The organism is Pseudalkalibacillus sp. A8 (genome assembly GCF_045920555.1).
Lineage (GTDB): Bacteria > Bacillota > Bacilli > Bacillales > Fictibacillaceae > Pseudalkalibacillus.
This window is the reverse complement of sequence record NZ_CP174509.1, coordinates 4,207,597-4,226,922: the sequence shown is the minus strand read 5'-3', so window position 1 is coordinate 4,226,922 and position 19,326 is coordinate 4,207,597. Positions and strand designations below refer to the sequence as shown.

Below are 19,326 nucleotides of genomic sequence, written 5' to 3'. Positions count from 1 at the left end.
ATGACAATACCGCTTACTAGGGAAACTGAAGAATAAGAGATGTGACTTACTGTCCTTCCATTTCAGACTTCCGTCTAATTCCACTGTACTTCTTATTTTCGAGTGGATATCGGATAAACGTCTACCCCACCTCCTAGTTAGAAATATTGTATAATAATTCTGTGAATAATTCAAAGTGTATATGTAAAATTTGTATATTATTGTCAAAAGGGAAGGAGGAAGCTTGTGTATTTAATAAAACGATTTTGGGTGCAGGTAATCAAGTTGAATACTTGGTTCATATTTTTATCAAGCCTGGTCTTGATCCTGGGGAGTACGATGATAATGGGGGTAATCGAGCCTGAAACGTTTTCCAATCCATTTGATGCATTCTGGTGGGTGATGACCACCGTAACGACTGTAGGATATGGTGATTTCTACCCAAGTTCAATCGGTGGTAGGATTTATGCGATATTTCTTTACATAATCGGAATCGGATTGATTGGCGTTGTCATCGGAAAAGTGGTAGATGGTTTTGGAATGATCAGGCGCCGGAAGGAGGAAGGATTGTTGGGCTATAAAGATGAAGGCCATATTGTAATCATTGGCTGGTCGCAAAAAGCACGTTTTGCTATAGAGGAGATTTTACAATCAGAATCAATCAATGAGGTTGTCATTATTGATCAATTACCTAAGACACCTTATTTGCATGAAAAAGTTCATTACATACAGGGAGATGCAACCCAGGAAGAGGTACTTCTACAGGCAAATCTGCCAGGTGCAAAGTCACTATTACTTTTTGCAGACGATACCATCAAGGATCCTCTGCTTACAGATGGAAAAACACTTTTGATTGTGACAACGATCGAAAGGCTTTCACCAGAAATTCATAGCACAGTAGAGATTTTAAACGAAAGCCATATTCAGAATTTCCGACATGTTAAAGTGGACGAGTTTATCTTATCGAATGAGACGATTTCTCGGCTCGCTGTACGTACAGCGCTCACTAATGGTATTTCAAAAATTTACAGCCAGCTGATGAGCCGAGGCATTGGAGATAATCTTTATGAAATCGACAAAAAGCCGCATTGGCAGACATATAAACAAGCTTTTGAGGATTTGATAGATGTAGGAGCAACCTTGATCGCTGACGGAGATAAGATGGATATCAATCGCCGAATGGATGAAATCATTCCAAGACATGCAAGGTTGTTCGTCATCTGCGACAAAAAAACGTACGAGAGAATCCAGACTTTAGAATGAGTGGAGGAGATGACGCATGATAGATTGGAAAAATGAAGTTGAACAGCGGAAAGACGATTTCATAAAAGATTTGCAAGCTTTGCTGCGTTTTGAAAGTATACTTGATCCTGGAACGGCAAAAGAAGGTGCCCCATTCGGGGAAGGCATTCATCGTACATTGATCCATCTATTGGAAAAAGGGGAATCCGATGGGTTTTCGAGTAAAAATCTTGACGGTTATGCCGGCCATCTGGAATTTGGAAAAGGTGAGGAGCTAATCGGTATCCTTTGTCATATTGATGTTGTTCCTGCGGGAGACGGATGGAGCTCGGATCCTTTTGCTGCAGAATTAAGAGATGGAAAAATATTTGCAAGAGGAGCGATTGATGATAAAGGCCCTACCATGGCAGCCTACTATGCGATGAAAATCATCAAAGATTTAGGGATCGAATTGAACAGAAGGGTACGGATGATCATTGGAACAGATGAAGAAAGCAATTGGCGCTGTGTGAAGCATTATTTCAAACACGAAGAAATGCCGACAATGGGATTTGCGCCTGATGCCAGTTTTCCGATCATCAATGCAGAAAAAGGATTGTACGACTGTGAATGGAAACAAAAAGAACAAGGCTCATCTGAAAGTGGCGATGTCCAGCTTGTTTCCTTTGAATCTGGCAGACGATTGAACATGGTTCCAGATTATGCTCATGCCGTTCTAGAAGGAAACAGCCTTGATTCCTTAGAAGTAGATTTCAATTCGTTTATAGTAGACAAACAATTGAATGGTACCGTCCAAGAGGAAAATGGACAATATAAGCTGCTTTTAGAAGGATTATCGTACCATGGAAGTAAACCTGAAAAGGGGAAGAATGCTGGCTTGTACTTAGCATCCTTTTTATCCAGATACTCTTTTGATGAAGAAGCACAAAAATTCATACGCTTAGCCAATGACTATCTGACCAATGATACAGAAGGTGCAAAATTAGGTGTCAGGGACTCTGATGATATCACTGGCCCATTGACATTGAATGCAGGAATCATGAGCTATACTTCGAAAGAGGGAGGCAGGTTCGGATTGAATCTGCGCTATCCAGTTTCCCATTATTTTGAACGTATGAATTCGATTTTAAAAGAAGTTGGGGATAAATTCGGTTATGAATTGCATGAAATCGAGCATCTCACCCCTCATCACGTGCCGAAGGACCATGAATTGATCAGGAAGTTGATGAGTGTGTACGAGCAACATACAGGCGAAGAAGGGTACTTGATTTCAATAGGGGGAGGTACTTACGCACGCTCTTTAGATGCAGGAGTCGCATTCGGTGCACAATTTCCAGGTGACGAGGAAATTGCCCACCAAAAGAATGAATACGCTAATATCGAGAATCTGCTGAAAGCAACCGCCATCTATGCCCAGGCAATCTACGAATTGGCCAAGTAAACATATTATTCGATAGAGGCAAGCCAACTTATTGTTGTGCTTGTCTTTTTTGACTGGAAAAGTGAAAAAACTTCTTGTTTGGTGAGTTTTTAAATTTACGAAGCCATGAAAAGAGACGGAACCACCCTGCTTTTTCATTATGTCTAAAAATATACGGTGAAAGGCTAAAAGATCTCAAATATGAAAGCTGGAAACTCGAAGACAGACAGTTCGAAGATTTTACCAAAATTTTAAATGGAGTAGAAAGATGACACATTTTAATAAACTTTTTTAAACATCCTGATTGAATTTTTAAGAAGTTGCGATACAATCAACAGAGGTTGATACATAATGAAGGATTAGTCAGGAGAGCTAAAATGCAACATAGTTTTGAAAAGACCTCTGTGAATTTCAGCTTATTTTATTTTTTCATGTTTTTCGGTTATGGTACCCTTTTTCCTCTGTTAAGTGTTTACTTGAAGCAAGAGGTTCAGTTGACTGGCACCCAAATCGGAGCAATCATGTCGGTCAGTCCAGTTGTCATGATCATAGCGCAGCCGATATGGGGTATCATTTGCGATTATACTAGAAAACCGAGGGCGGTCCTCATCTTCACATTGGCAATGAGCGGTTTGATCGCTCTACCATTCGTGTTGATGGAAAGCTATATCAGTCTTATTGCGATATCCATTATGCTTGCCACATTCCAGAGTGCGATCGTACCTGTTTCCGACAGTATCACTCTGAACTATGTGATGGCCAAAAATAAAGAGTATGGAAACTTACGTCTATGGGGGGCTCTTGGTTTTGCCGTTGCTGTCTATGTTATGGGTAACCTTGCAGAAACCTTAGGACTTAGTTTGATTTTTTACTGTTTTGCAGCAGCCTTATTTATTTGTATCATTTTTGTATCAGCGATGCCGAAAGAGAGCAATCCTTTAAAGGTTGATTTGAGGACAGGATTCGTAACACTATTCAAATTACCGAAGTTCGTCTTATTTATGTTGACCACGTTCTGTGTTTTTGGTCCAATTCAATCAAACAACTTTTATTTCGGACTGTATATTCAAGAGATCGGCGGAACACTAGCAGGTGTCGGGATTGCATTTTTGCTTGCTGCAGGAAGTGAAGCTCCGTTCATGAAGTTCTCTGGTAATTGGATCCGCAAGGTAGGGATTGAGAAGATCCTGATTGCTGCAGCACTTATTTCAGCACTAAGATGGTTTTATTATTTTATTGAGCCTAGTCTTATGGCAGTGTATGCAACAACCATCGCCCAGGGCTTTTCAATTGGATTGTTCATTCCTGCTGCACTTCAATACGTCCGGGAAATTGCTCCAAGTGATGTGAAAGCGACAGCAGTGGCTTTATACAGCTCGATGGGAAATGGACTCGGCAGCTGGTTCAGTACGTTTCTCGGTGGAATTATTTATGATGCATTTTCTTTATTTGCGATGTATCTTTTCTTCGGTACAATGACCACGATCGGTCTATTGCTTCTTGTCGTCAATCTGAAGCTGTTGCCCCATAAAGTAGCAGCCTAATATGATGGAGAAATAGCCTGAGTTTTTGAGCTATCAAACCTTTTCGGACATATGTTCCGCTATTTGTGACAAACAAGGGTGATATTATTAGTTAGCGGACATTTAATCCGAGTAAATGGTGTTTTTCAAGGATATATGGTCTCTGATGTCCGCTAAAAATGTCTAGAGAATCTGTGTCCTTTTGATCAGCATATTTTTTTCTTAATACAATGAAAAAGAGGCTGTTCCATAATTGTGAACAGCCTCTTTTAGTTTGGCTTATTGATCCTATTTATTCGATACCAAAATCAAAAATGTCGCTTGATAGGTAACGTTCACCCGAGTCGCAAGTGATGGCTATGACCACTTCTTCGGGGCTGAGATTCTTGGCTGCTTGAAGCGCAGCATATACCGAAGCGCCTGAGGAAGGTCCGACAAGAATTCCTTCTTCGCTTGCTAGTTTACGGGTTGTCTCAATCGCCTCTTCATCTTTAATGCGTATTATTTCATCATAAACGTTTTGGTTCAATATCGGCGGAATGAAACCTGGGCTTGTGCCGACTAGTTTATGCTTACCTGGCTTTCCGCCTGACAGTACGGGAGAGCCTTCTGGTTCGACGACTTTAATTTCGAGACCTGGTACATGCTCTTTCAAACTTTCACCTGTTCCTGTTATCGTTCCACCTGTACCGGCTGGTGCCACGAAGGTGGAGAATTTCTTACCGATATGCTTGACTGCCTCAAGGATTTCGATTGCTGTGGTCGTACGATGGGCATCTGGGTTTGCAGGGTTTTCGAATTGCATGGGCATGTAACTGTTCGGGATCTCATCTGCAAGTTCTTTCGCTTTTGCAATCGCGCCTGGCATTTTATCATCCCCTGGGGTCAGAACAACTTTTGCTCCATAGGCTTTCAAAAGGTTTATGCGCTCCTGGGTCATCGTATCCGGCATCACAATGATCGCTTTATAACCCTTTGCAGCTGCGTTCATCGCAAGCCCGATCCCGGTATTTCCAGAGGTCGGTTCGATGATTGTCGAACCTTCTTTTAAAAGGTTCTTGTTCTCTGCTTCAGTAAGCATGTTATAGGCTGCACGGTCTTTGATGCTGCCACTTGGATTGAATGCTTCCAATTTTACATAAACATCTGCACCGTTCGGGTCTGGCAGACGATTCAATTTGACGAATGGTGTATCTCCTATCAAATCAGCTATACTATTAACAACACGCATTAAAAACACGTCCTTTGCACTTCAAGATTCTAGCTTATTATAACAAATCCAAGTAAACCACTCTAATTTAATGATTTAAAGGGAATTCATTAATATTCCAGTCATACCCTGTTTTTGTTAGACTTATGATAACTTTAATGCGGAGGTTAACAAAATGGTCAGGCACACTTTCTTAGCAGTACCGATTCCAGAAGAAATCCAATCCAAAATCCACAGCTATGCAGAAAAAGTCAAGCCCTTGCTTCCCTTGAAGAAATGGACCAGTTTGGGTGATTACCATATTACGCTTCAATTTCTAGGAGCAACTTCTGAGGGAAAGGTGGACCCTCTGATTGAAGAAATGAAAAAGATCGAGGCACCATCCTTTCGATTATCAATAAATAAAACCGGTTATTTTGGGAATCCCAAAATCCCCCGTGTGTTTTGGTTAGGGATCAATCATTCTGAAAAACTGAACCAGCTTCGAGAACAGACGAAAGAGAGAAGCCTTACGGCCGGTTTCGAGGTAGAGGCCAGGCCGTATCGGCCACACATTACACTTGGAAAACGTTGGGACGGTGACTCAAAAGGTGTATCAACTGAAAGCTTTACCTTACCAACAGAATTAGATGGATGCAGCTGGGAAGTCAATGAAATCATTTTATATGAAATCCACCCTGGCAAAGATCCAATGTATGCTCCATATCAACGTTTCAAGATCGGAGAGTTGGCGGAGTGATACGAAAAGTCAACCTTGTCATTATACAAGTTCTGGTTCTTTATGCTATATATCTAGTGGGAACCTGGATTCAGAATGCTTTAAATCTTATGATTCCGGGAAGTATCGTAGGCATGTTCCTTCTCTTTTGTCTTCTTGTGACAAAGATCATTCCGCTAAAATGGATACAAGAAGGAAGCCGATTCCTGCTTGTACATCTAACGCTCTTTTTCATTCCTGTGACGGTTGGCGTCATGCAATTTGGTCATGTCTTCAAAGGGAAAGGGTTGCTCCTTATCCCTGCCGTCCTTGCCAGTACAATTCTCGTGATCGTCATCTCTGGTAAAATGTTGGATTTTCTTATGTCAAAGCGTCTAAAGAAGGGATCAAATGAAACATAGTTTGATAGAGATTGCATTCTTAGCACTTACGATAGGCTTATACCTCGTAAGCCTCAAATTTTATAGAAGGTGGAAAAATCCTTTCCTGACGCCTATTTTGACAGCTGTAACTACTATCATTTGTTTTTTGATCATTTTCGACTTTTCTTATGATACATACATGTCAGGTGTAGTCTGGATTGATAAACTATTAGGACCCGCAGTTGTCGCTCTGGCCTATCCGCTATATATCCACCGTGGCTTGTTGGTTCAATATACGTTCCCGCTTCTTATATGCATTGTTACGGGAGTTTGTGTAGGTGTATTTTCAGGGTTGTTCTTCGCCCAGATGATTGGAACATCGTTGAATGTAATTTTGTCTCTTTTACCAAAATCGGTTACAACTCCTGTGGCAATGGAGATTACGAGAGTTTCAGGAGGTATGCCCTCAATAGTCGTCGTGTTCGCCATGGTTGCCGGAATAGGCGGTGTAATCACAGCACCCTACTTGTTTAAATGGTTCAAAATAAAGAGTGATATGTCGAGAGGGCTGGGTTTGGGAGCTGCTTCACATGCTATCGGGACTTCAAAAGCGCTGGAATATGGCAGCCAAGCGGCAGCGATAAGCTCAGTAGCGATGACGATTTCAGCGTTGGTTGCATCCATCATCATCCCAATCATTGCTTCATGGATTTAAAAGGCAGGTGAAAAAGATTGGCACAACTGATCAAATTGGAAGATTGCGTCTCACGGTATGAACAAGACGTTTTTCGTTATACAGGACAATATACGAGATTGAAACGCGATCGTTGGTATAGGGAAAAAGCGAATTGGGAGATCAACCAGGTGAAAGAAGATATACAGGGTAAAGAGCAGCATCCTTCTGAGAAAAAGTGGTGGAAAAGAAAACGGAACAATCTAGACAATGAAGTAATCGAAGCTGGTAATGTCAGGGTTGATCAACGGAGTTTATCTGAAGTTAAAGAAGATTTCCGAGAAGAATTGTTTCAATTTCAATTGAAGTGGGCAAGTTCTACAATAAGAGAAACTTCCACAATCAGTTCATCGCTTAAACGGGATAAAAGCCTGCGCTGCCTCATAAAAGAATTGCCAGATAACTACCTGGTGCTCTACAGACCAGTCATTCAATTGAAAAAAGCTCAAACCCAATTGGATGTGCTTTTGATTGGACCTGATTCGATCAACGCGATTGTTCTTTTAGAAACAAGAAAAGGTGAAGTCGTTCACGCATCACAAAAATCGTTTCTGGGAATCTGAAAGGCAAGAAGATACCCGGAAGATCATCAATCCTACCTCCGCTGTCCAGAGAATGAATTATTTTATACAGTCGGTCATCGATACGAAAACCATTGAACTGAAAATTTCATATGTCATACTCGCACAAAATGCATATGTGAATCGCAACAATATACCATCTTATATCCAAGTTGTCGATCAGACCAACTTCGATAAGTGGAAAAAGATGTTGAAAAGGCAGCCGAGCCCGAACAAATTCAAGCAACTGAAAGCCGCCCAAATATTATTGACGAATTGTGTAACTTCAGCTTATACAAGACCGGAGTGGGATGTTGATGAAAATCAGTGGGATCAGACTAGTTCAGAGTAACATTGGTAGGTGCACTGGATCTGCTTGAAATTTTCCAATGAAATAATCCAGAGCAATATTAACTCCGATTGATTTCCTAAAACAATCTCCTTTTTTAATTGCTTTGGACGCGATAGTACTATTGTCCCTATCATAGGCATCATTTGACATTTTTTGTCTGTGTAAAGAGGGAAAATGGGACATTTTGTTGAAAAAAGAATAAGACCATCGAAAGAGAGTGGCTTATAAATGGAAAAGTTCTACATATTCATCATCAATCCTAAAGCTGGAAACGGTAAAGGCAAAAAGGTCTGGAAAAAAGTAAAACGTGATTTACAAGAACAAAACGTTCCATACCGAAGCTTTTTTACCCAAAGGCCAGGTCATGGGAAAGACATTGCTCAACAAATGGCCTATATCCACCATGAACATTTGAAGGGGATTGTCACTGTCGGGGGCGACGGGACAATGCATGAGGTGATCAATGGATTAAGCCATCACCCGGCAATACCAGTTTCTTTTATCTCTGCCGGATCGGGTAACGACTTTGCAAGAGGCTTTAAAATCCCCAGGGCTACCGCACAAGCCCTTCATCATATCACTTCAAAGAAGGGACGAATAAGACGATATGATATAGGTGAGTATCGGCTTCGCAATCGGAAACATAAAATCAACTTTTTTACAAGCTCACTCGGCATCGGTTTTGACGGAGAAGTAGCGAGACGCACAAACGAATCGAGATATAAAGGGATACTTAATAAAATAGGTATAGGGTCTTTCTCTTACATAATCACAGTTTTGAAATTAGCAATGACTTACGAACCATTCCAGTTGAAATTAAAGGTGGATGGTAAGGAACATGAATTCAGTGATGTCTGGTTGATCGCGACGACCAATATAAAATATTATGGTGGTGGAATGAAGATCTGTCCGGATGCTCTACCAGACGATGGACTATTGAACCTTTGTATTGTCCACAACCTTTCTCGGAAAAAGCTGTTGTTTCTATTTGGAACTGTTTTTTTAGGGTTACATGCCAAATTGAAAGAAGTCACGTTATTGAAAGGGAAAGAGATTGAAGTCGATACAACCATACCAGCAACGATGCATGCTGATGGAGAGTTGATCGGCTCCACTCCGGTCCATATCAAAATCCATTCAAAACGGTTTTTGGTGAAATGATTTGGTGGACCGGGCTGGAATTCGTGTCTTTTTGAACAGGCATTTATATGTTAAAATATTATATCTGTACAGATTTATCGTGTTTGTACACTTTGAAATGATTTGTTTAAGCCGATAATAAAGATAGAATGATGAAATCGAAGGTGAACGTATTGAAACACATATTAGGAAGCGGCTGGCAGGTCAAGCCTGCGGGTGGTGCTACCGGTGAAGCCTATATCGCACAATATGGAGAAGAGAAAATCTTCTTGAAAAGAAACTCGTCACCATTCCTTGCTGTATTATCGGCAGAGGGGATCGTTCCAAAGCTTTTATGGACCAAGCGGTTGGAGAATGGAGACGTTATAACTGCTCAGCACTGGTTGAACGGTAGAGAGCTTAAAGCTGCAGAAATGAACCAACAGTTAGTTGCTAAACTGCTTTCCAAAATTCATCGTTCACAAGAATTGCTTTCAATGTTACGCAGAATAGGGAAACAACCGTTAACCCCTGAAGCTGTGTTAGATGAATTATTTCGTCGAACACAAAAAAATTATCAATACCAGCAAGAGCTTCAGCCTTATCTGGATTATTTATCTACACATATACATGAGGTCCAAACAGACCAATATGTCGTTTGTCATGGCGATGTGAATCATAATAATTGGCTCATTTCTGAGGAAAATAGATTGTTTCTGATCGACTGGGATGGAGCGATGATCGCGGATCCTGCATTGGATCTGGCAATGCTGCTGTATTGGTATGTCCCTGATGACGAATGGGAACAGTGGTTACGTTCGTACGGCATTCCGTTGACACATTCATTAAAAATAAGAATGCATTGGTATATTGTAGCTCAAACGATAGAGTCGATTTTTTGGCATTATGAACGCGGGCAAGAGGAACAAGCAAAATATTGGATGAATTACCTCGATCAATTAGATAAACAAATATATCATTGAAATAAAAAAGATGAGTCCTTATGAGAGAGTCCTGCAAAACGAATACAGTAACTGGAAAAAGCGCCCTTCGGGGCGTTTTTTGATATGATGAAAGAAAAATGCAAAGGAATTGGATAAATGTTAAAAGATCAATATCAGGAAACTCTTTCCTTTCATGCCGAGTTGTACAATTTAATACCAGAAGATCACCTATTAAAGAAAATCGATAAGGTGGTTGATTTTTCATTTATATATGACCTTACGAAGGAATCATATTGTATGTATTACGGACGACCAGCGACTGAACCAGAGTTACTACTTCGAATTCTTCTCATCCAGACCTTATATGATTTATCCGATGATCAAGTCATTCAAGATGCCAATTTACATTTAGCTTATAAGTGGTTTTTACGATTGAATCCCGAAAGTTCTTTACCCCATCCTACACAATTAAGTCGATTTCGAAACCATCGATTAGGAGCTAATCGTGTAGAGGAAGTATTGGAAGAACTCGTCAAGCAGTGCCAGGAAAAAGGGATCATCCAATCGAAAGCACTCATTTTAGATTCTACACATGCCCAAGCAAACGCAAGTAAGCGTTCGCCTCTACAAGTGCTAACAAAAGCAGCTTCAAGGCTCTCCAGAGCCGTTAAAAAACAACATACCAAACTACATAAAAAATTACCTAAAGCTCCAAAGCTTAATGATATTCCAGAGGAAGAACAAGCTAAAGAAATGCTTCGGTATTTAGCCCATTTAGGTGAACAAATCGAACAGGCTCTTCCAGATGCGGAAGGCGCGATAAAGGATAAGCTGGAGACCGCAAAGAGAATTGTCGAAGACGAAAGGCTTCTTTCGAAGAAAGGGATTCTGTCAGCAGTAGACCCGGATGCGCGTTTTGGATGGAAGTCTACTACAAAATCCTTTTATGGTTATAAGAATCATCTTGCGATGACCGAAGAAGAAATTATTACGGGTGTTCAGGTCACTCCAGGAAATGTAGATGACGGTAAGCAATTAAAAGAATTAGTGAACCAATCTAAAGCTGGTGGAATGGAAGTTAACGAAATTCTCGCTGATACGGCTTACTCATCTAAGCATAATTTATCCTACTTACAACAAAATTTAATCACAGCATCCATCCCACTCAATCCATCTGTTTATGGAGCACGAGAAGAGGACAACTTTCAATATGATAAAGAAAGAGATCAAGTGATTTGTCCAGCAGGACACCATAGTATTCGAAAAGCTCGAACGGGTAAAAAAGATACTGGAACAAACCAAATGAACACTTTTTATTTTGACGTTGATATATGTAAAGAATGTCCGTTAAAAGAAGGGTGTTATAAAGAGGGGAAAAAATCAAAAACATACTCCATTCGGATCATTTCTGAAGAACATCAACAACAAATGAAGTACTTAGACTCGGAAGAGTATCAAGAACGGAAAAAGGTACGTCCATCTATAGAGCATAAGAATGCGGAATTAAAAAGATTCCATGGGTTAACCAGGGCGAAATACCGTGGTTTATTAGGTATGAAAATACAAACCTATCTCTCGGTGTTCGCTGTAAACATTAAAAGAATGACAAAATTATTACCACAAAATGAGCTGGGAAATGTGTAATATCAGCCCATACTTCTTGAAACATGTAAAAATCCACCAGAAAGTTAAGATCAACTTTTCTAACTGGTGGATTTTTCTCTATTAAAGATTTTTTCGCCCTATTTTGCAGGACTCTCTTATGAAGGCTCATCTTTTTGAAATTCTATAAGTAAGTAAAACAAACCCTTACATATGGTCGATCAGATTCATCCATTGGTTTAAATCTCCGTTTGATTGGATGATATGCTGTTCCAGCGACTGGGCTTGCCCGCCATTTTGACTGTAAGTTTGAATGGCCATCAAGGTGTCACGGAGTTCTATAGGGGTCTGGGGATTTTGAAGTAGAGAATTCGTCAGCCTCTCCAACTGTTGACACTCTGAATCCGAACCACATTGATCCAACTGATGACTTCTTAAAATATCCGCAAGTAATGAAATTTGATCATTGACTTGTAATGGCATTATTACGCATCCTTTCGAGTCGGTTTGCCCTTAGGATGTGTCAATATGAATGCTTTTTATCCGATTATTTTTTCGCGCCCCAAATGAAAAGACCGATGATTGCGATGATCAGGACAAGCGGTGGAGCCCAAAAAATTAAAAAATTCTGCATGTAATCCTCACCTTTTTTTATAATTGTACTTGGTATCCCCGTTATTTTCATCTAATCAAAAGTAATGTTTTGTATATTGTCAATAATTCACAAAAAGCACTTACAATAAACCAATCATCGGATTGGCGTATGAAAGGTCTTTCAGTAGATGGGCTGAAAACTTTCTAAAACAACATTAGGATTTTAATGAGCCTAAGAAAAAAGATCCTGCATCAGACCAGCAGCGTGGCCAAAGCAAGATCTTCCAACATTTATTATCAGTACTGAGAAGCGTACTTGATTTTAACTTTTTGTGCACGGATCGATTGTTTATAAGCGATACGTTCAAATGGATAAACAGCTAATGCATAGCCTGCGAATAGTCCGCTGAACATAGTTAATACTGTTACTTCTGCTGTCTTCGTCAAGGTCTTTTTAAGAATAGACATGAATTCGTTAAACCACTCCTATAGTGTATTTTTACGTTCCTTGTAACAACATTTATTATCTTACCTTTGAAAGCGTTTTCTTCCCTAATGACTATAATTGGTATATGACATGATATGATGCGCTCTCGTAATGTCGTTGTCATTCACGTCTACGATGATAAAAATTACTTCAAAATACTCCCCAATTCTCTTCCACATACTAATGACGATAAAATACTTCATACGATGTTCATTTTTGGATGACTTTCATGGTAAAATATCCGAGGATAACGTAATTAGAAAGGGTTTGAATGAATGCGTCTAAGAAATAAACCGTGGGCTCAGGAAAAAATCGATGACAATCCACAAATCGTTGTACCTGATCCAGAAAATTGGAAAGGCAAGTGGCATGAACTATTCAACAATGATTATCCGATTTGCATAGAGGTCGGGACTGGGAAAGGACAGTTCATTACGGAAATGGCGAAACGTCACCCGAATGCGAACTTTATCGGGATTGAGAGACAGAAAAGCATTGTCGTATCCGCAATGGATAAAATCAATGAATCAGGGCAGAAAAATCTTCGTATGATCAATGTCAATGCGATGGATCTTATCCAATATTTCGATGCTGGGGAAGTCGATCGGATCTACTTGAACTTTTCAGATCCTTGGCCGAAAAAACGTCATGAAAAACGCCGGTTGACCTACGAATCGTTCTTGAAAGCATATGAAGAAGTGTTGATTCCTGGCGGAGAAGTCCATTTAAAAACAGATAATCAAGGATTGTTCGAATACTCTCTTCATAGCTTTTCGAAATACGGAATGATCTTGAGTAATGTGAGTCTGGATTTACATCGAAGTGATTTTGAAGGAAATGTGATGACTGAATATGAAGAGAAATTTTCTGCGATGGGTAATCGGATCTATCGATGTGAAGCTGTTTATCGTACAAAATAGCGATTCGAAATGACTCTTTCTAGATAGATGATATGCTACAATGAAAAGTAGATAGAGTAGGAGGAGTGAACAAACATGGAAACGCTGCAATTTGGAGAGGTAAAATTACACTGGCTGAATGGCGGAGTAACGAATATGGATGGCGGAGCAATGTTTGGTGTTGTTCCGAAACCGTTATGGAGCAAGAAGTATCCAGTTAATGAAAAGAATCAGATTGAGCTTCGGACAGATCCGATTTTCTTTCAATATGAAGGAAAAAACATCCTGATCGAATCTGGGATGGGGAACGACAAACTTTCGGATAAACAGAAAAGAAATTACGGTGTCAATGAAGAATCGCACATTGATAGTGAATTAGCGGAGTTTAATCTTACCACAGATGATATTGATCTTGTTCTCATGACCCATATGCACTTCGATCACGCATGCGGTCTGACGAAAATGCAAGACGACCGACTCGTTTCTACTTTTAAAAACGCAAAGATCTATACTTCGGAAATAGAATGGAATGAAATGAGAAACCCGAACATTCGTTCAAAAAATACATACTGGGAATTGAACTGGAAAGGGATCGAGGATCAGGTCAAAACCTATAAAGATCGAATCGAAGTCCTTCCGGGCCTTCATATGATCCACACTGGCGGTCATAGTGATGGACATTCCATCCTATATTTTGAACTGGGAGAATACAAGCTATTCCACATGGCGGATTTGATGCCTACCCATGCACATAAGAATCCTCTTTGGGTTTTGGCGTATGATGACTATCCTATAACCTCTATCGGGGAAAAACAGGAATGGATCGGCAAAGGGATGGCAGAGAATGCATGGTTCACGTTTTATCATGATGCCATTTATCGTGCGGTGAAGTTCAATGATGAAGGTGAAATCATTGATGCTGTTAAACGGGAGAAATAATCAATAAATTGTCACATTTGCAAGGTTTGTAAGAAAATGGTTGTAGAAAAACGTCACATTTTTTACAGAAACCTGTTACAATTAACATAGATTTTTGAATTAATAATAGTGTAATATATTAATTGGCTCATATAGACGTTTAGGAGGGAACTATAGATATGCTTAAGCAACTTACAGCCATTATGATGGCTTTGACGCTTTTAGTATCTGGGGGAGCAGGCGTACTAGCGGCTGAAGACGCTCCCAAAGGAATGGAAGAAACCACAAAGAAACTTCTAGCTGATGAATATTATGATTACAAAAACGGGACACTTGAACTGTCCAATTTCACTGAGGTGGAAGTAACTCCTGAGGGAGAAGAGGCATCTGGTCCGATCACAGTGGTTGCGGCTCTTGCTGAATTCCAAACTGTACGCGATAACATCTTTACTTTTGATCGTAAAGAGACTGTCTATTTCGATGCAACAAATGGGAAAATGTTGACCGCTACAGAAGTTGGCGCATTTCAGAATGATACGCTGACAAATTACAAAGAGCAATTCGAGCACCTTGGAAAGAAGATGAACCTAGGTTGGATCATGTCATTACATGCACTTATTCTACTTATTCCGGCATACTTGATGTTCGTTTGGGGGAACCAAGTGTATTCATCTTCACGTTTCAAGATTGAAAACAACTTATACGGCCAAAAGCACACATTTAACTAATGAATAAAAATGGGGCTGACTCACGTTCGAGTCGCCCCTTTTGAATGTTCATGTATATGTTGGCCTTGCTGGTTATATATTTGTATTAGCAATTTCTAATACAGATCCCGTATCTGCATCTACAGTGAACAGGAAATGTTCCTCACCTGAGGAAGTTGATTTGGTGAATCCGCCTTTGTATACATTATAGGATAGTCCGTTCAGTTCTGCAGATTCCTTTGCGGTATAAATCCAAGACCCGTCCACCTTCGACGGCACTTTCTGTTTAAGCGATTTCAATGCTGATTCAGGTGTGATCGGACGGGAGCTTAATTGTTTTGTAAGCAATGCACCGGCTACAAATCCAATGACCGTGCCGAGGATGGCAGATGTTTTCAAAAGAGATACCCCTTTCCAACAATGTTCATTTCATTTATTCTATAGTATAACAGACTTTAATTGATTCATTATAAAATTCATGTCGAGGGTTCGCAATTCCCACCCCTCATAAAACAAAACTAGGGAGCGTGAACCTAAAAGCTGTTCATTCACACTCCGCTTGTTTTGAAGCGGAGTTTTTTTATTTTGTAAAGGACCTGATATAGCCAAGTTTTTAGTTTAAGCTCTATTATACTTGATTGTACGTCGAAGTTCATTATGTTAGTCGAAGATCCTTTTATATCGTGGGTCTCGCCTGTCTCGCTGTCCCCGTAGGAGTGGCACAAATTTCGCTCAAACAATCAACAGTGTTTTAGTTAAAGAGGAATAACGTTGATCCTAAAACAACAACTCAGAAAAGGAGGCTTGATGATATGGATTTTCAGATTCCAAAGAAAGTGGAACGAATTGATGAAGATATACAACACCACGAGTTGAAGTATCATGATAAGCGAATTGCCGTTACAAAGGAATTCACATTCGATGCAGCCCACCACTTGCATTGCTATGAAGGGAAATGCAAGAGTCTTCATGGGCATACGTATAAACTAGTCATTACGATCAGTGGATTTGTAGATGATATAGGGCTGACCATCGACTTTGGGGAAATCAAGCAAATTTTTAAAGAAGAAATCGATGCGAAATTGGACCATCGTTATTTGAACGAAGTCTTACCGAATATGAATACAACTGCTGAAAATATGATCGTGTGGATCTGGGAGCAATTGGAGAATCGCCTTCAGGCATCGCACTATAAGGAACGTGGAACAAGAATTGAGGAGTTGAAGTTATATGAAACTCCAACAAGTTATGCAACATTGAAACGAGAGTGGATGAAAAATGACTAAACAAATGGTATTTCCGGATAAAACAGAATATATGCAGTGGGAGCTTCCGATGGTTGAAATATTCGAAACAGTGGAGGGTGAAGGGAGTATGGCTGGATTCCCGACGATTTTCGTCCGCGTCTTCCACTGTAATCTTCGCTGTACGTGGTGTGATACGACTTACAGCTATGCACCTGCGAAGAAAGAGTACAAAGCGACAATCGAGGAAATCGTGGAAAAGGTCAAAAGTTTCTCCAGTCATCGAATTTGTTTTACAGGTGGAGAGCCTTTGATCCATGGAAAAAAATCAGCAGCTCTTCTGTTGGCGATGTGTGAGTTGGACCAAATTGTTGACGTTCATATTGAAACAAACGGGGCAATTGATTTAGAGCCATTTGAAAAACTTCGAGCTGAGAATGAAGCCGTCGGAAAAAAAGCACGGTTCATTATGGACTTCAAGCTCCCGGATTCAGGTGAAATGGAGCGTATGATTTACAGCAATTTCGATATTCTGAAACCGCAGGATGAAATCAAGTTCGTAATCGGTAATGATGGGGATTTTGAGGTTGCAACATCTGTAGTCAAAAAGTATCATCGTTCAGGGCAAGTTTTGTATAGTCCTGTATGGGAAACAATGCCCCCGCAAAAACTTGTTGAAAAAATACTTGCAGAGCCGCTACCGGAAGTGAAGTTGAGCTTACAGATGCACAAAGTCATCTGGCATCCGGACCAGAGAGGAGTTTAACGATGAAAAAAGCAGTGGTTGTTTTAAGTGGAGGGTTGGACAGTACGACCTGCATGGGAATAGCAAAAGAGAAGGGCTTTGAGCTCTATCCGATTACATTCCATTACGGTCAACGCCATAACCGGGAAGTAGAGCAGGCTGAAAAAGTGGCTACTTATTTTGATTCGCCTGAACATCGGATTGTCGATGTAAGCTTTTTACAGCGGATTGGTGGTAGTGCATTGACGGATGAAACCATTGAGGTAAGGCAAGGCGGTGTAGAAGAAGATATACCGTCAACCTATGTACCTGCCCGTAATATGATTTTCCTTGCGCTTGCTAGTGCTTATGCGGAAGTGATTGGAGCAGATGCAATCTATATCGGTGTTTCAGCAGTCGATTATAGTGGATACCCTGACTGCCGGCCCGAGTTCATATCAAGTATGAATGAAACGGTGAATCTAGCGACAAAAACAGGCGCGACTGGGGGACAGTTTAAGATTGAAGCCCCATTGATCCGAATGACGAAGAAGGAAACGATTGAGGAAGGCCTTCGCTTAGGGGTTCCATATGAATTGACGACTTCTTGTTATTTAGGAGAAGAAGTAGCTTGCGGAGAATGTGACAGCTGCTTATTACGCTTGAAAGGTTTTGAGGAAGCAGGAGCTGAAGACCCTATTCCATATGCTAAAAAGCCTCGCGTGTAGCGGCCCTTTTAAAGTTGCGTTACAATAAGTGGTGTTGATAATTTTCTGGCAATGGAAGGGAGAAATCATGAAGGAAGAAACCTTACAATTATTTCAAACTTTAACAGAATTACAAGGTGCTCCAGGATTCGAGCATGATGTGAGGAAGTTTGTACGCAGTCAGCTTGAGCCTGTTTCGGATGAAATCATCCAGGACAAGCTTGGAAGTATCTTTGGCGTGAAAAAAGGGAAAGAAGACGGACCGAAAATCATGGTAGCTGGACACATGGATGAAGTCGGATTCATGGTGACGAAGATTACAAAGAACGGTATGCTGAAATTCGAGACGTTAGGCGGCTGGTGGAGCCAGGTCTTGTTGGCTCAGCGGATGCAGGTCATGACCGATAATGGACCGGTTATCGGAGTGGTTGGCTCGATTCCACCACATTTGCTTGAAGAATCTCAGCGTTCCAGACCAATGCCATTGAAGCATATGTATATCGATATCGGTGCGGATGACAGGGAAGATGCAGAAGCGATTGGTGTTCGACCAGGACAACAAATCGTACCGATCTGCCCATTTACACCAATGGCGAACAAGAAAAAGATTTTAGCAAAAGCCTGGGATAATCGTTATGGAGTAGGTCTTGCCATTGAATTGATGAAGGAACTCCAAGGTGAGGAACTACCGAATACGCTTTACTCTGGTGCTACGGTCCAAGAAGAGGTCGGATTACGTGGATCGAAAACAGCAGCAAACCTCATCCAACCAGACATCTTCTACGCATTGGATGCAAGCCCGGCGAACGATGCTAACGGTGATAAGGAAGCGTTTGGACAATTAGGTAAAGGCGCATTGCTACGTATTCTAGACCGTACGATGGTGACACATAAAGGCATTCGCGATTTCATCCTTGATACGGCTGAATCAAATGATATTCCGTATCAGTACTTTATTTCCCAGGGTGGAACAGATGCAGGCAGTGTACATATTTCGCACGAAGGCGTACCATCTGCAGTAGTTGGGATTTGTTCCCGTTATATCCATACCTCAGCTTCGATTATCCACATAGATGATTACGCTGCAGCAAAAGAATTGCTTGTCAAATTGGTCAAGTCGTCTGACAAATCAACCGTCGACCAAATCATCTATGATTAATAACTGTAACAGGCACCGATTTTTGATCGGTGCCTTTAATCGGACCTTTAATCGGTGCCTGGCACTGTTTGTAAACCGTTGACGCACCAGGGTTTCATTTTTGTACCTGGCACTTCTGAAGTT

Annotated in this window: 23 protein-coding genes; 18 read left to right on the top strand and 5 right to left on the bottom strand. The window is 40.7% G+C overall.

Annotated features, from left to right (window positions below; genetic code table 11):
- Positions 1-225 precede the first annotated feature (225 nt).
- The 3 genes from ACJROX_RS21675 (at position 226) to ACJROX_RS21665 (ending at position 4,185) form a co-directional block, all read left to right on the top strand.
- On the top strand, positions 226-1,242 hold the full coding sequence (locus tag ACJROX_RS21675; RefSeq protein ID WP_408007281.1) for a potassium channel family protein: 1,017 nt from the start codon (positions 226-228) through the stop codon (positions 1,240-1,242).
- A gap of 16 nt (positions 1,243-1,258) precedes the next feature.
- Positions 1,259-2,662, top strand: coding sequence for a dipeptidase PepV (gene pepV, locus ACJROX_RS21670; RefSeq protein WP_408007280.1), 1,404 nt, complete (start codon positions 1,259-1,261; stop codon positions 2,660-2,662).
- 356 nt (positions 2,663-3,018) lie between these two features.
- Positions 3,019-4,185, top strand: coding sequence for an MFS transporter (locus tag ACJROX_RS21665; protein WP_408007279.1), 1,167 nt, complete (start codon positions 3,019-3,021; stop codon positions 4,183-4,185).
- 271 nt (positions 4,186-4,456) lie between these two features.
- Here the strand turns inward: ACJROX_RS21665 and cysK are convergent, their stop codons facing one another.
- Complete coding sequence (gene cysK / locus ACJROX_RS21660; RefSeq protein ID WP_408007278.1) at positions 4,457-5,395, bottom strand: cysteine synthase A; 939 nt, start codon at positions 5,393-5,395, stop codon at positions 4,457-4,459.
- A 154-nt stretch (positions 5,396-5,549) separates the two neighbouring features.
- Between cysK and thpR the strand changes: the two genes are divergently transcribed.
- The 8 genes from thpR (at position 5,550) to ACJROX_RS21620 (ending at position 11,806) form a co-directional block, all read left to right on the top strand.
- Complete coding sequence (thpR, locus tag ACJROX_RS21655) at positions 5,550-6,113, top strand: RNA 2',3'-cyclic phosphodiesterase (protein ID WP_408007277.1); 564 nt, start codon at positions 5,550-5,552, stop codon at positions 6,111-6,113.
- Positions 6,110-6,493 (top strand): CidA/LrgA family protein, encoded by a 384-nt coding sequence (locus tag ACJROX_RS21650; RefSeq protein ID WP_408007276.1) that lies wholly within the window; start codon positions 6,110-6,112, stop codon positions 6,491-6,493. The genes thpR and ACJROX_RS21650 overlap by 4 nt, the downstream gene beginning before the upstream one ends.
- Complete coding sequence (locus tag ACJROX_RS21645; protein WP_408007275.1) at positions 6,483-7,169, top strand: LrgB family protein; 687 nt, start codon at positions 6,483-6,485, stop codon at positions 7,167-7,169. The genes ACJROX_RS21650 and ACJROX_RS21645 overlap by 11 nt, the downstream gene beginning before the upstream one ends.
- Positions 7,170-7,186: 17 nt before the next feature.
- On the top strand, positions 7,187-7,750 hold the full coding sequence (locus ACJROX_RS21640; RefSeq protein ID WP_408007274.1) for a hypothetical protein: 564 nt from the start codon (positions 7,187-7,189) through the stop codon (positions 7,748-7,750).
- A gap of 52 nt (positions 7,751-7,802) precedes the next feature.
- The gene (locus tag ACJROX_RS21635; RefSeq protein WP_408007273.1) at positions 7,803-8,099 is read left to right on the top strand and encodes a hypothetical protein; all 297 of its coding nucleotides are present in this window, start codon (positions 7,803-7,805) and stop codon (positions 8,097-8,099) included.
- A 228-nt stretch (positions 8,100-8,327) separates the two neighbouring features.
- Positions 8,328-9,260, top strand: coding sequence for a diacylglycerol/lipid kinase family protein (locus tag ACJROX_RS21630; protein ID WP_408007272.1), 933 nt, complete (start codon positions 8,328-8,330; stop codon positions 9,258-9,260).
- 131 nt (positions 9,261-9,391) lie between these two features.
- Positions 9,392-10,201: a phosphotransferase family protein gene (locus ACJROX_RS21625; RefSeq protein WP_408011728.1), complete on the top strand. Its 810-nt coding sequence runs from the start codon at positions 9,392-9,394 to the stop codon at positions 10,199-10,201.
- Between the two features lie 117 nt (positions 10,202-10,318).
- Positions 10,319-11,806, top strand: coding sequence for an IS1182 family transposase (locus ACJROX_RS21620; RefSeq protein ID WP_408006191.1), 1,488 nt, complete (start codon positions 10,319-10,321; stop codon positions 11,804-11,806).
- A gap of 165 nt (positions 11,807-11,971) precedes the next feature.
- Here the strand turns inward: ACJROX_RS21620 and ACJROX_RS21615 are convergent, their stop codons facing one another.
- The 3 genes from ACJROX_RS21615 to ACJROX_RS21605 all read right to left on the bottom strand — a co-directional run bounded on the left by ACJROX_RS21615 (position 11,972) and on the right by ACJROX_RS21605 (position 12,826).
- Positions 11,972-12,247 (bottom strand): YtzH-like family protein, encoded by a 276-nt coding sequence (locus ACJROX_RS21615; RefSeq protein ID WP_408007271.1) that lies wholly within the window; start codon positions 12,245-12,247, stop codon positions 11,972-11,974.
- Between the two features lie 64 nt (positions 12,248-12,311).
- Positions 12,312-12,398: a cytochrome bd oxidase small subunit CydS gene (gene cydS, locus ACJROX_RS21610; RefSeq protein ID WP_408011727.1), complete on the bottom strand. Its 87-nt coding sequence runs from the start codon at positions 12,396-12,398 to the stop codon at positions 12,312-12,314.
- 257 nt (positions 12,399-12,655) lie between these two features.
- Positions 12,656-12,826, bottom strand: a complete 171-nt coding sequence (locus ACJROX_RS21605; RefSeq protein WP_408007270.1) for a hypothetical protein — start codon at positions 12,824-12,826, stop codon at positions 12,656-12,658.
- Positions 12,827-13,120: 294 nt separating this feature from the next.
- On the opposite strand from ACJROX_RS21605, the gene trmB reads away from it, so the two are divergent.
- The 3 genes from trmB (at position 13,121) to ACJROX_RS21590 (ending at position 15,390) form a co-directional block, all read left to right on the top strand.
- A complete protein-coding gene (gene trmB / locus ACJROX_RS21600; RefSeq protein WP_408007269.1) occupies positions 13,121-13,765 on the top strand; it encodes a tRNA (guanosine(46)-N7)-methyltransferase TrmB in 645 nt (214 codons plus the stop codon).
- A gap of 75 nt (positions 13,766-13,840) precedes the next feature.
- Entirely contained in the window at positions 13,841-14,683 is an 843-nt protein-coding gene (locus ACJROX_RS21595; protein WP_408007267.1) for an MBL fold metallo-hydrolase, read from the top strand.
- Positions 14,684-14,841: 158 nt separating this feature from the next.
- On the top strand, positions 14,842-15,390 hold the full coding sequence (locus ACJROX_RS21590) for a hypothetical protein (RefSeq protein ID WP_408007266.1): 549 nt from the start codon (positions 14,842-14,844) through the stop codon (positions 15,388-15,390).
- Between the two features lie 72 nt (positions 15,391-15,462).
- Here ACJROX_RS21590 and ACJROX_RS21585 read toward each other — a convergent pair whose 3' ends face one another.
- Positions 15,463-15,768: a PepSY domain-containing protein gene (locus ACJROX_RS21585; protein WP_408007265.1), complete on the bottom strand. Its 306-nt coding sequence runs from the start codon at positions 15,766-15,768 to the stop codon at positions 15,463-15,465.
- A gap of 413 nt (positions 15,769-16,181) precedes the next feature.
- Between ACJROX_RS21585 and queD the strand changes: the two genes are divergently transcribed.
- The 4 genes from queD (at position 16,182) to ACJROX_RS21565 (ending at position 19,203) form a co-directional block, all read left to right on the top strand.
- Positions 16,182-16,655 (top strand): 6-carboxytetrahydropterin synthase QueD, encoded by a 474-nt coding sequence (gene queD / locus ACJROX_RS21580; RefSeq protein WP_408007264.1) that lies wholly within the window; start codon positions 16,182-16,184, stop codon positions 16,653-16,655.
- Complete coding sequence (locus ACJROX_RS21575) at positions 16,648-17,379, top strand: 7-carboxy-7-deazaguanine synthase QueE (RefSeq protein WP_408007263.1); 732 nt, start codon at positions 16,648-16,650, stop codon at positions 17,377-17,379. Before queD ends, ACJROX_RS21575 begins: the two co-directional genes overlap by 8 nt.
- A gap of 2 nt (positions 17,380-17,381) precedes the next feature.
- Entirely contained in the window at positions 17,382-18,065 is a 684-nt protein-coding gene (queC, locus tag ACJROX_RS21570; protein WP_408007262.1) for a 7-cyano-7-deazaguanine synthase QueC, read from the top strand.
- Between the two features lie 67 nt (positions 18,066-18,132).
- On the top strand, positions 18,133-19,203 hold the full coding sequence (locus tag ACJROX_RS21565; RefSeq protein WP_408007260.1) for a M42 family metallopeptidase: 1,071 nt from the start codon (positions 18,133-18,135) through the stop codon (positions 19,201-19,203).
- The last annotated feature ends 123 nt before the right edge of the window (positions 19,204-19,326 follow it).

Bases quoted from the DNA above. Each gene is read 5' to 3' on its own strand.
- cydS (WP_408011727.1), bottom strand. From the start codon at position 12,398: ATGCAGAATTTTTTAATTTTTTGGGCTCCACCGCTTGTCCTGATCATC.
- ACJROX_RS21645 (WP_408007275.1), top strand. From the start codon at position 6,483: ATGAAACATAGTTTGATAGAGATTGCATTCTTAGCACTTACGATAGGC.
- pepV (WP_408007280.1), top strand. From the start codon at position 1,259: ATGATAGATTGGAAAAATGAAGTTGAACAGCGGAAAGACGATTTCATA.
- ACJROX_RS21615 (WP_408007271.1), bottom strand. From the start codon at position 12,247: ATGCCATTACAAGTCAATGATCAAATTTCATTACTTGCGGATATTTTA.
- ACJROX_RS21635 (WP_408007273.1), top strand. From the start codon at position 7,803: ATGAATTATTTTATACAGTCGGTCATCGATACGAAAACCATTGAACTG.
- thpR (WP_408007277.1), top strand. From the start codon at position 5,550: ATGGTCAGGCACACTTTCTTAGCAGTACCGATTCCAGAAGAAATCCAA.
- ACJROX_RS21595 (WP_408007267.1), top strand. From the start codon at position 13,841: ATGGAAACGCTGCAATTTGGAGAGGTAAAATTACACTGGCTGAATGGC.
- trmB (WP_408007269.1), top strand. From the start codon at position 13,121: ATGCGTCTAAGAAATAAACCGTGGGCTCAGGAAAAAATCGATGACAAT.
- queC (WP_408007262.1), top strand. From the start codon at position 17,382: ATGAAAAAAGCAGTGGTTGTTTTAAGTGGAGGGTTGGACAGTACGACC.
- cysK (WP_408007278.1), bottom strand. From the start codon at position 5,395: ATGCGTGTTGTTAATAGTATAGCTGATTTGATAGGAGATACACCATTC.
- ACJROX_RS21665 (WP_408007279.1), top strand. From the start codon at position 3,019: ATGCAACATAGTTTTGAAAAGACCTCTGTGAATTTCAGCTTATTTTAT.
- ACJROX_RS21575 (WP_408007263.1), top strand. From the start codon at position 16,648: ATGACTAAACAAATGGTATTTCCGGATAAAACAGAATATATGCAGTGG.
- ACJROX_RS21625 (WP_408011728.1), top strand. From the start codon at position 9,392: ATGAAATCGAAGGTGAACGTATTGAAACACATATTAGGAAGCGGCTGG.
- ACJROX_RS21620 (WP_408006191.1), top strand. From the start codon at position 10,319: ATGTTAAAAGATCAATATCAGGAAACTCTTTCCTTTCATGCCGAGTTG.
- ACJROX_RS21590 (WP_408007266.1), top strand. From the start codon at position 14,842: ATGCTTAAGCAACTTACAGCCATTATGATGGCTTTGACGCTTTTAGTA.
- queD (WP_408007264.1), top strand. From the start codon at position 16,182: ATGGATTTTCAGATTCCAAAGAAAGTGGAACGAATTGATGAAGATATA.
- ACJROX_RS21630 (WP_408007272.1), top strand. From the start codon at position 8,328: ATGGAAAAGTTCTACATATTCATCATCAATCCTAAAGCTGGAAACGGT.
- ACJROX_RS21565 (WP_408007260.1), top strand. From the start codon at position 18,133: ATGAAGGAAGAAACCTTACAATTATTTCAAACTTTAACAGAATTACAA.
- ACJROX_RS21605 (WP_408007270.1), bottom strand. From the start codon at position 12,826: ATGTCTATTCTTAAAAAGACCTTGACGAAGACAGCAGAAGTAACAGTA.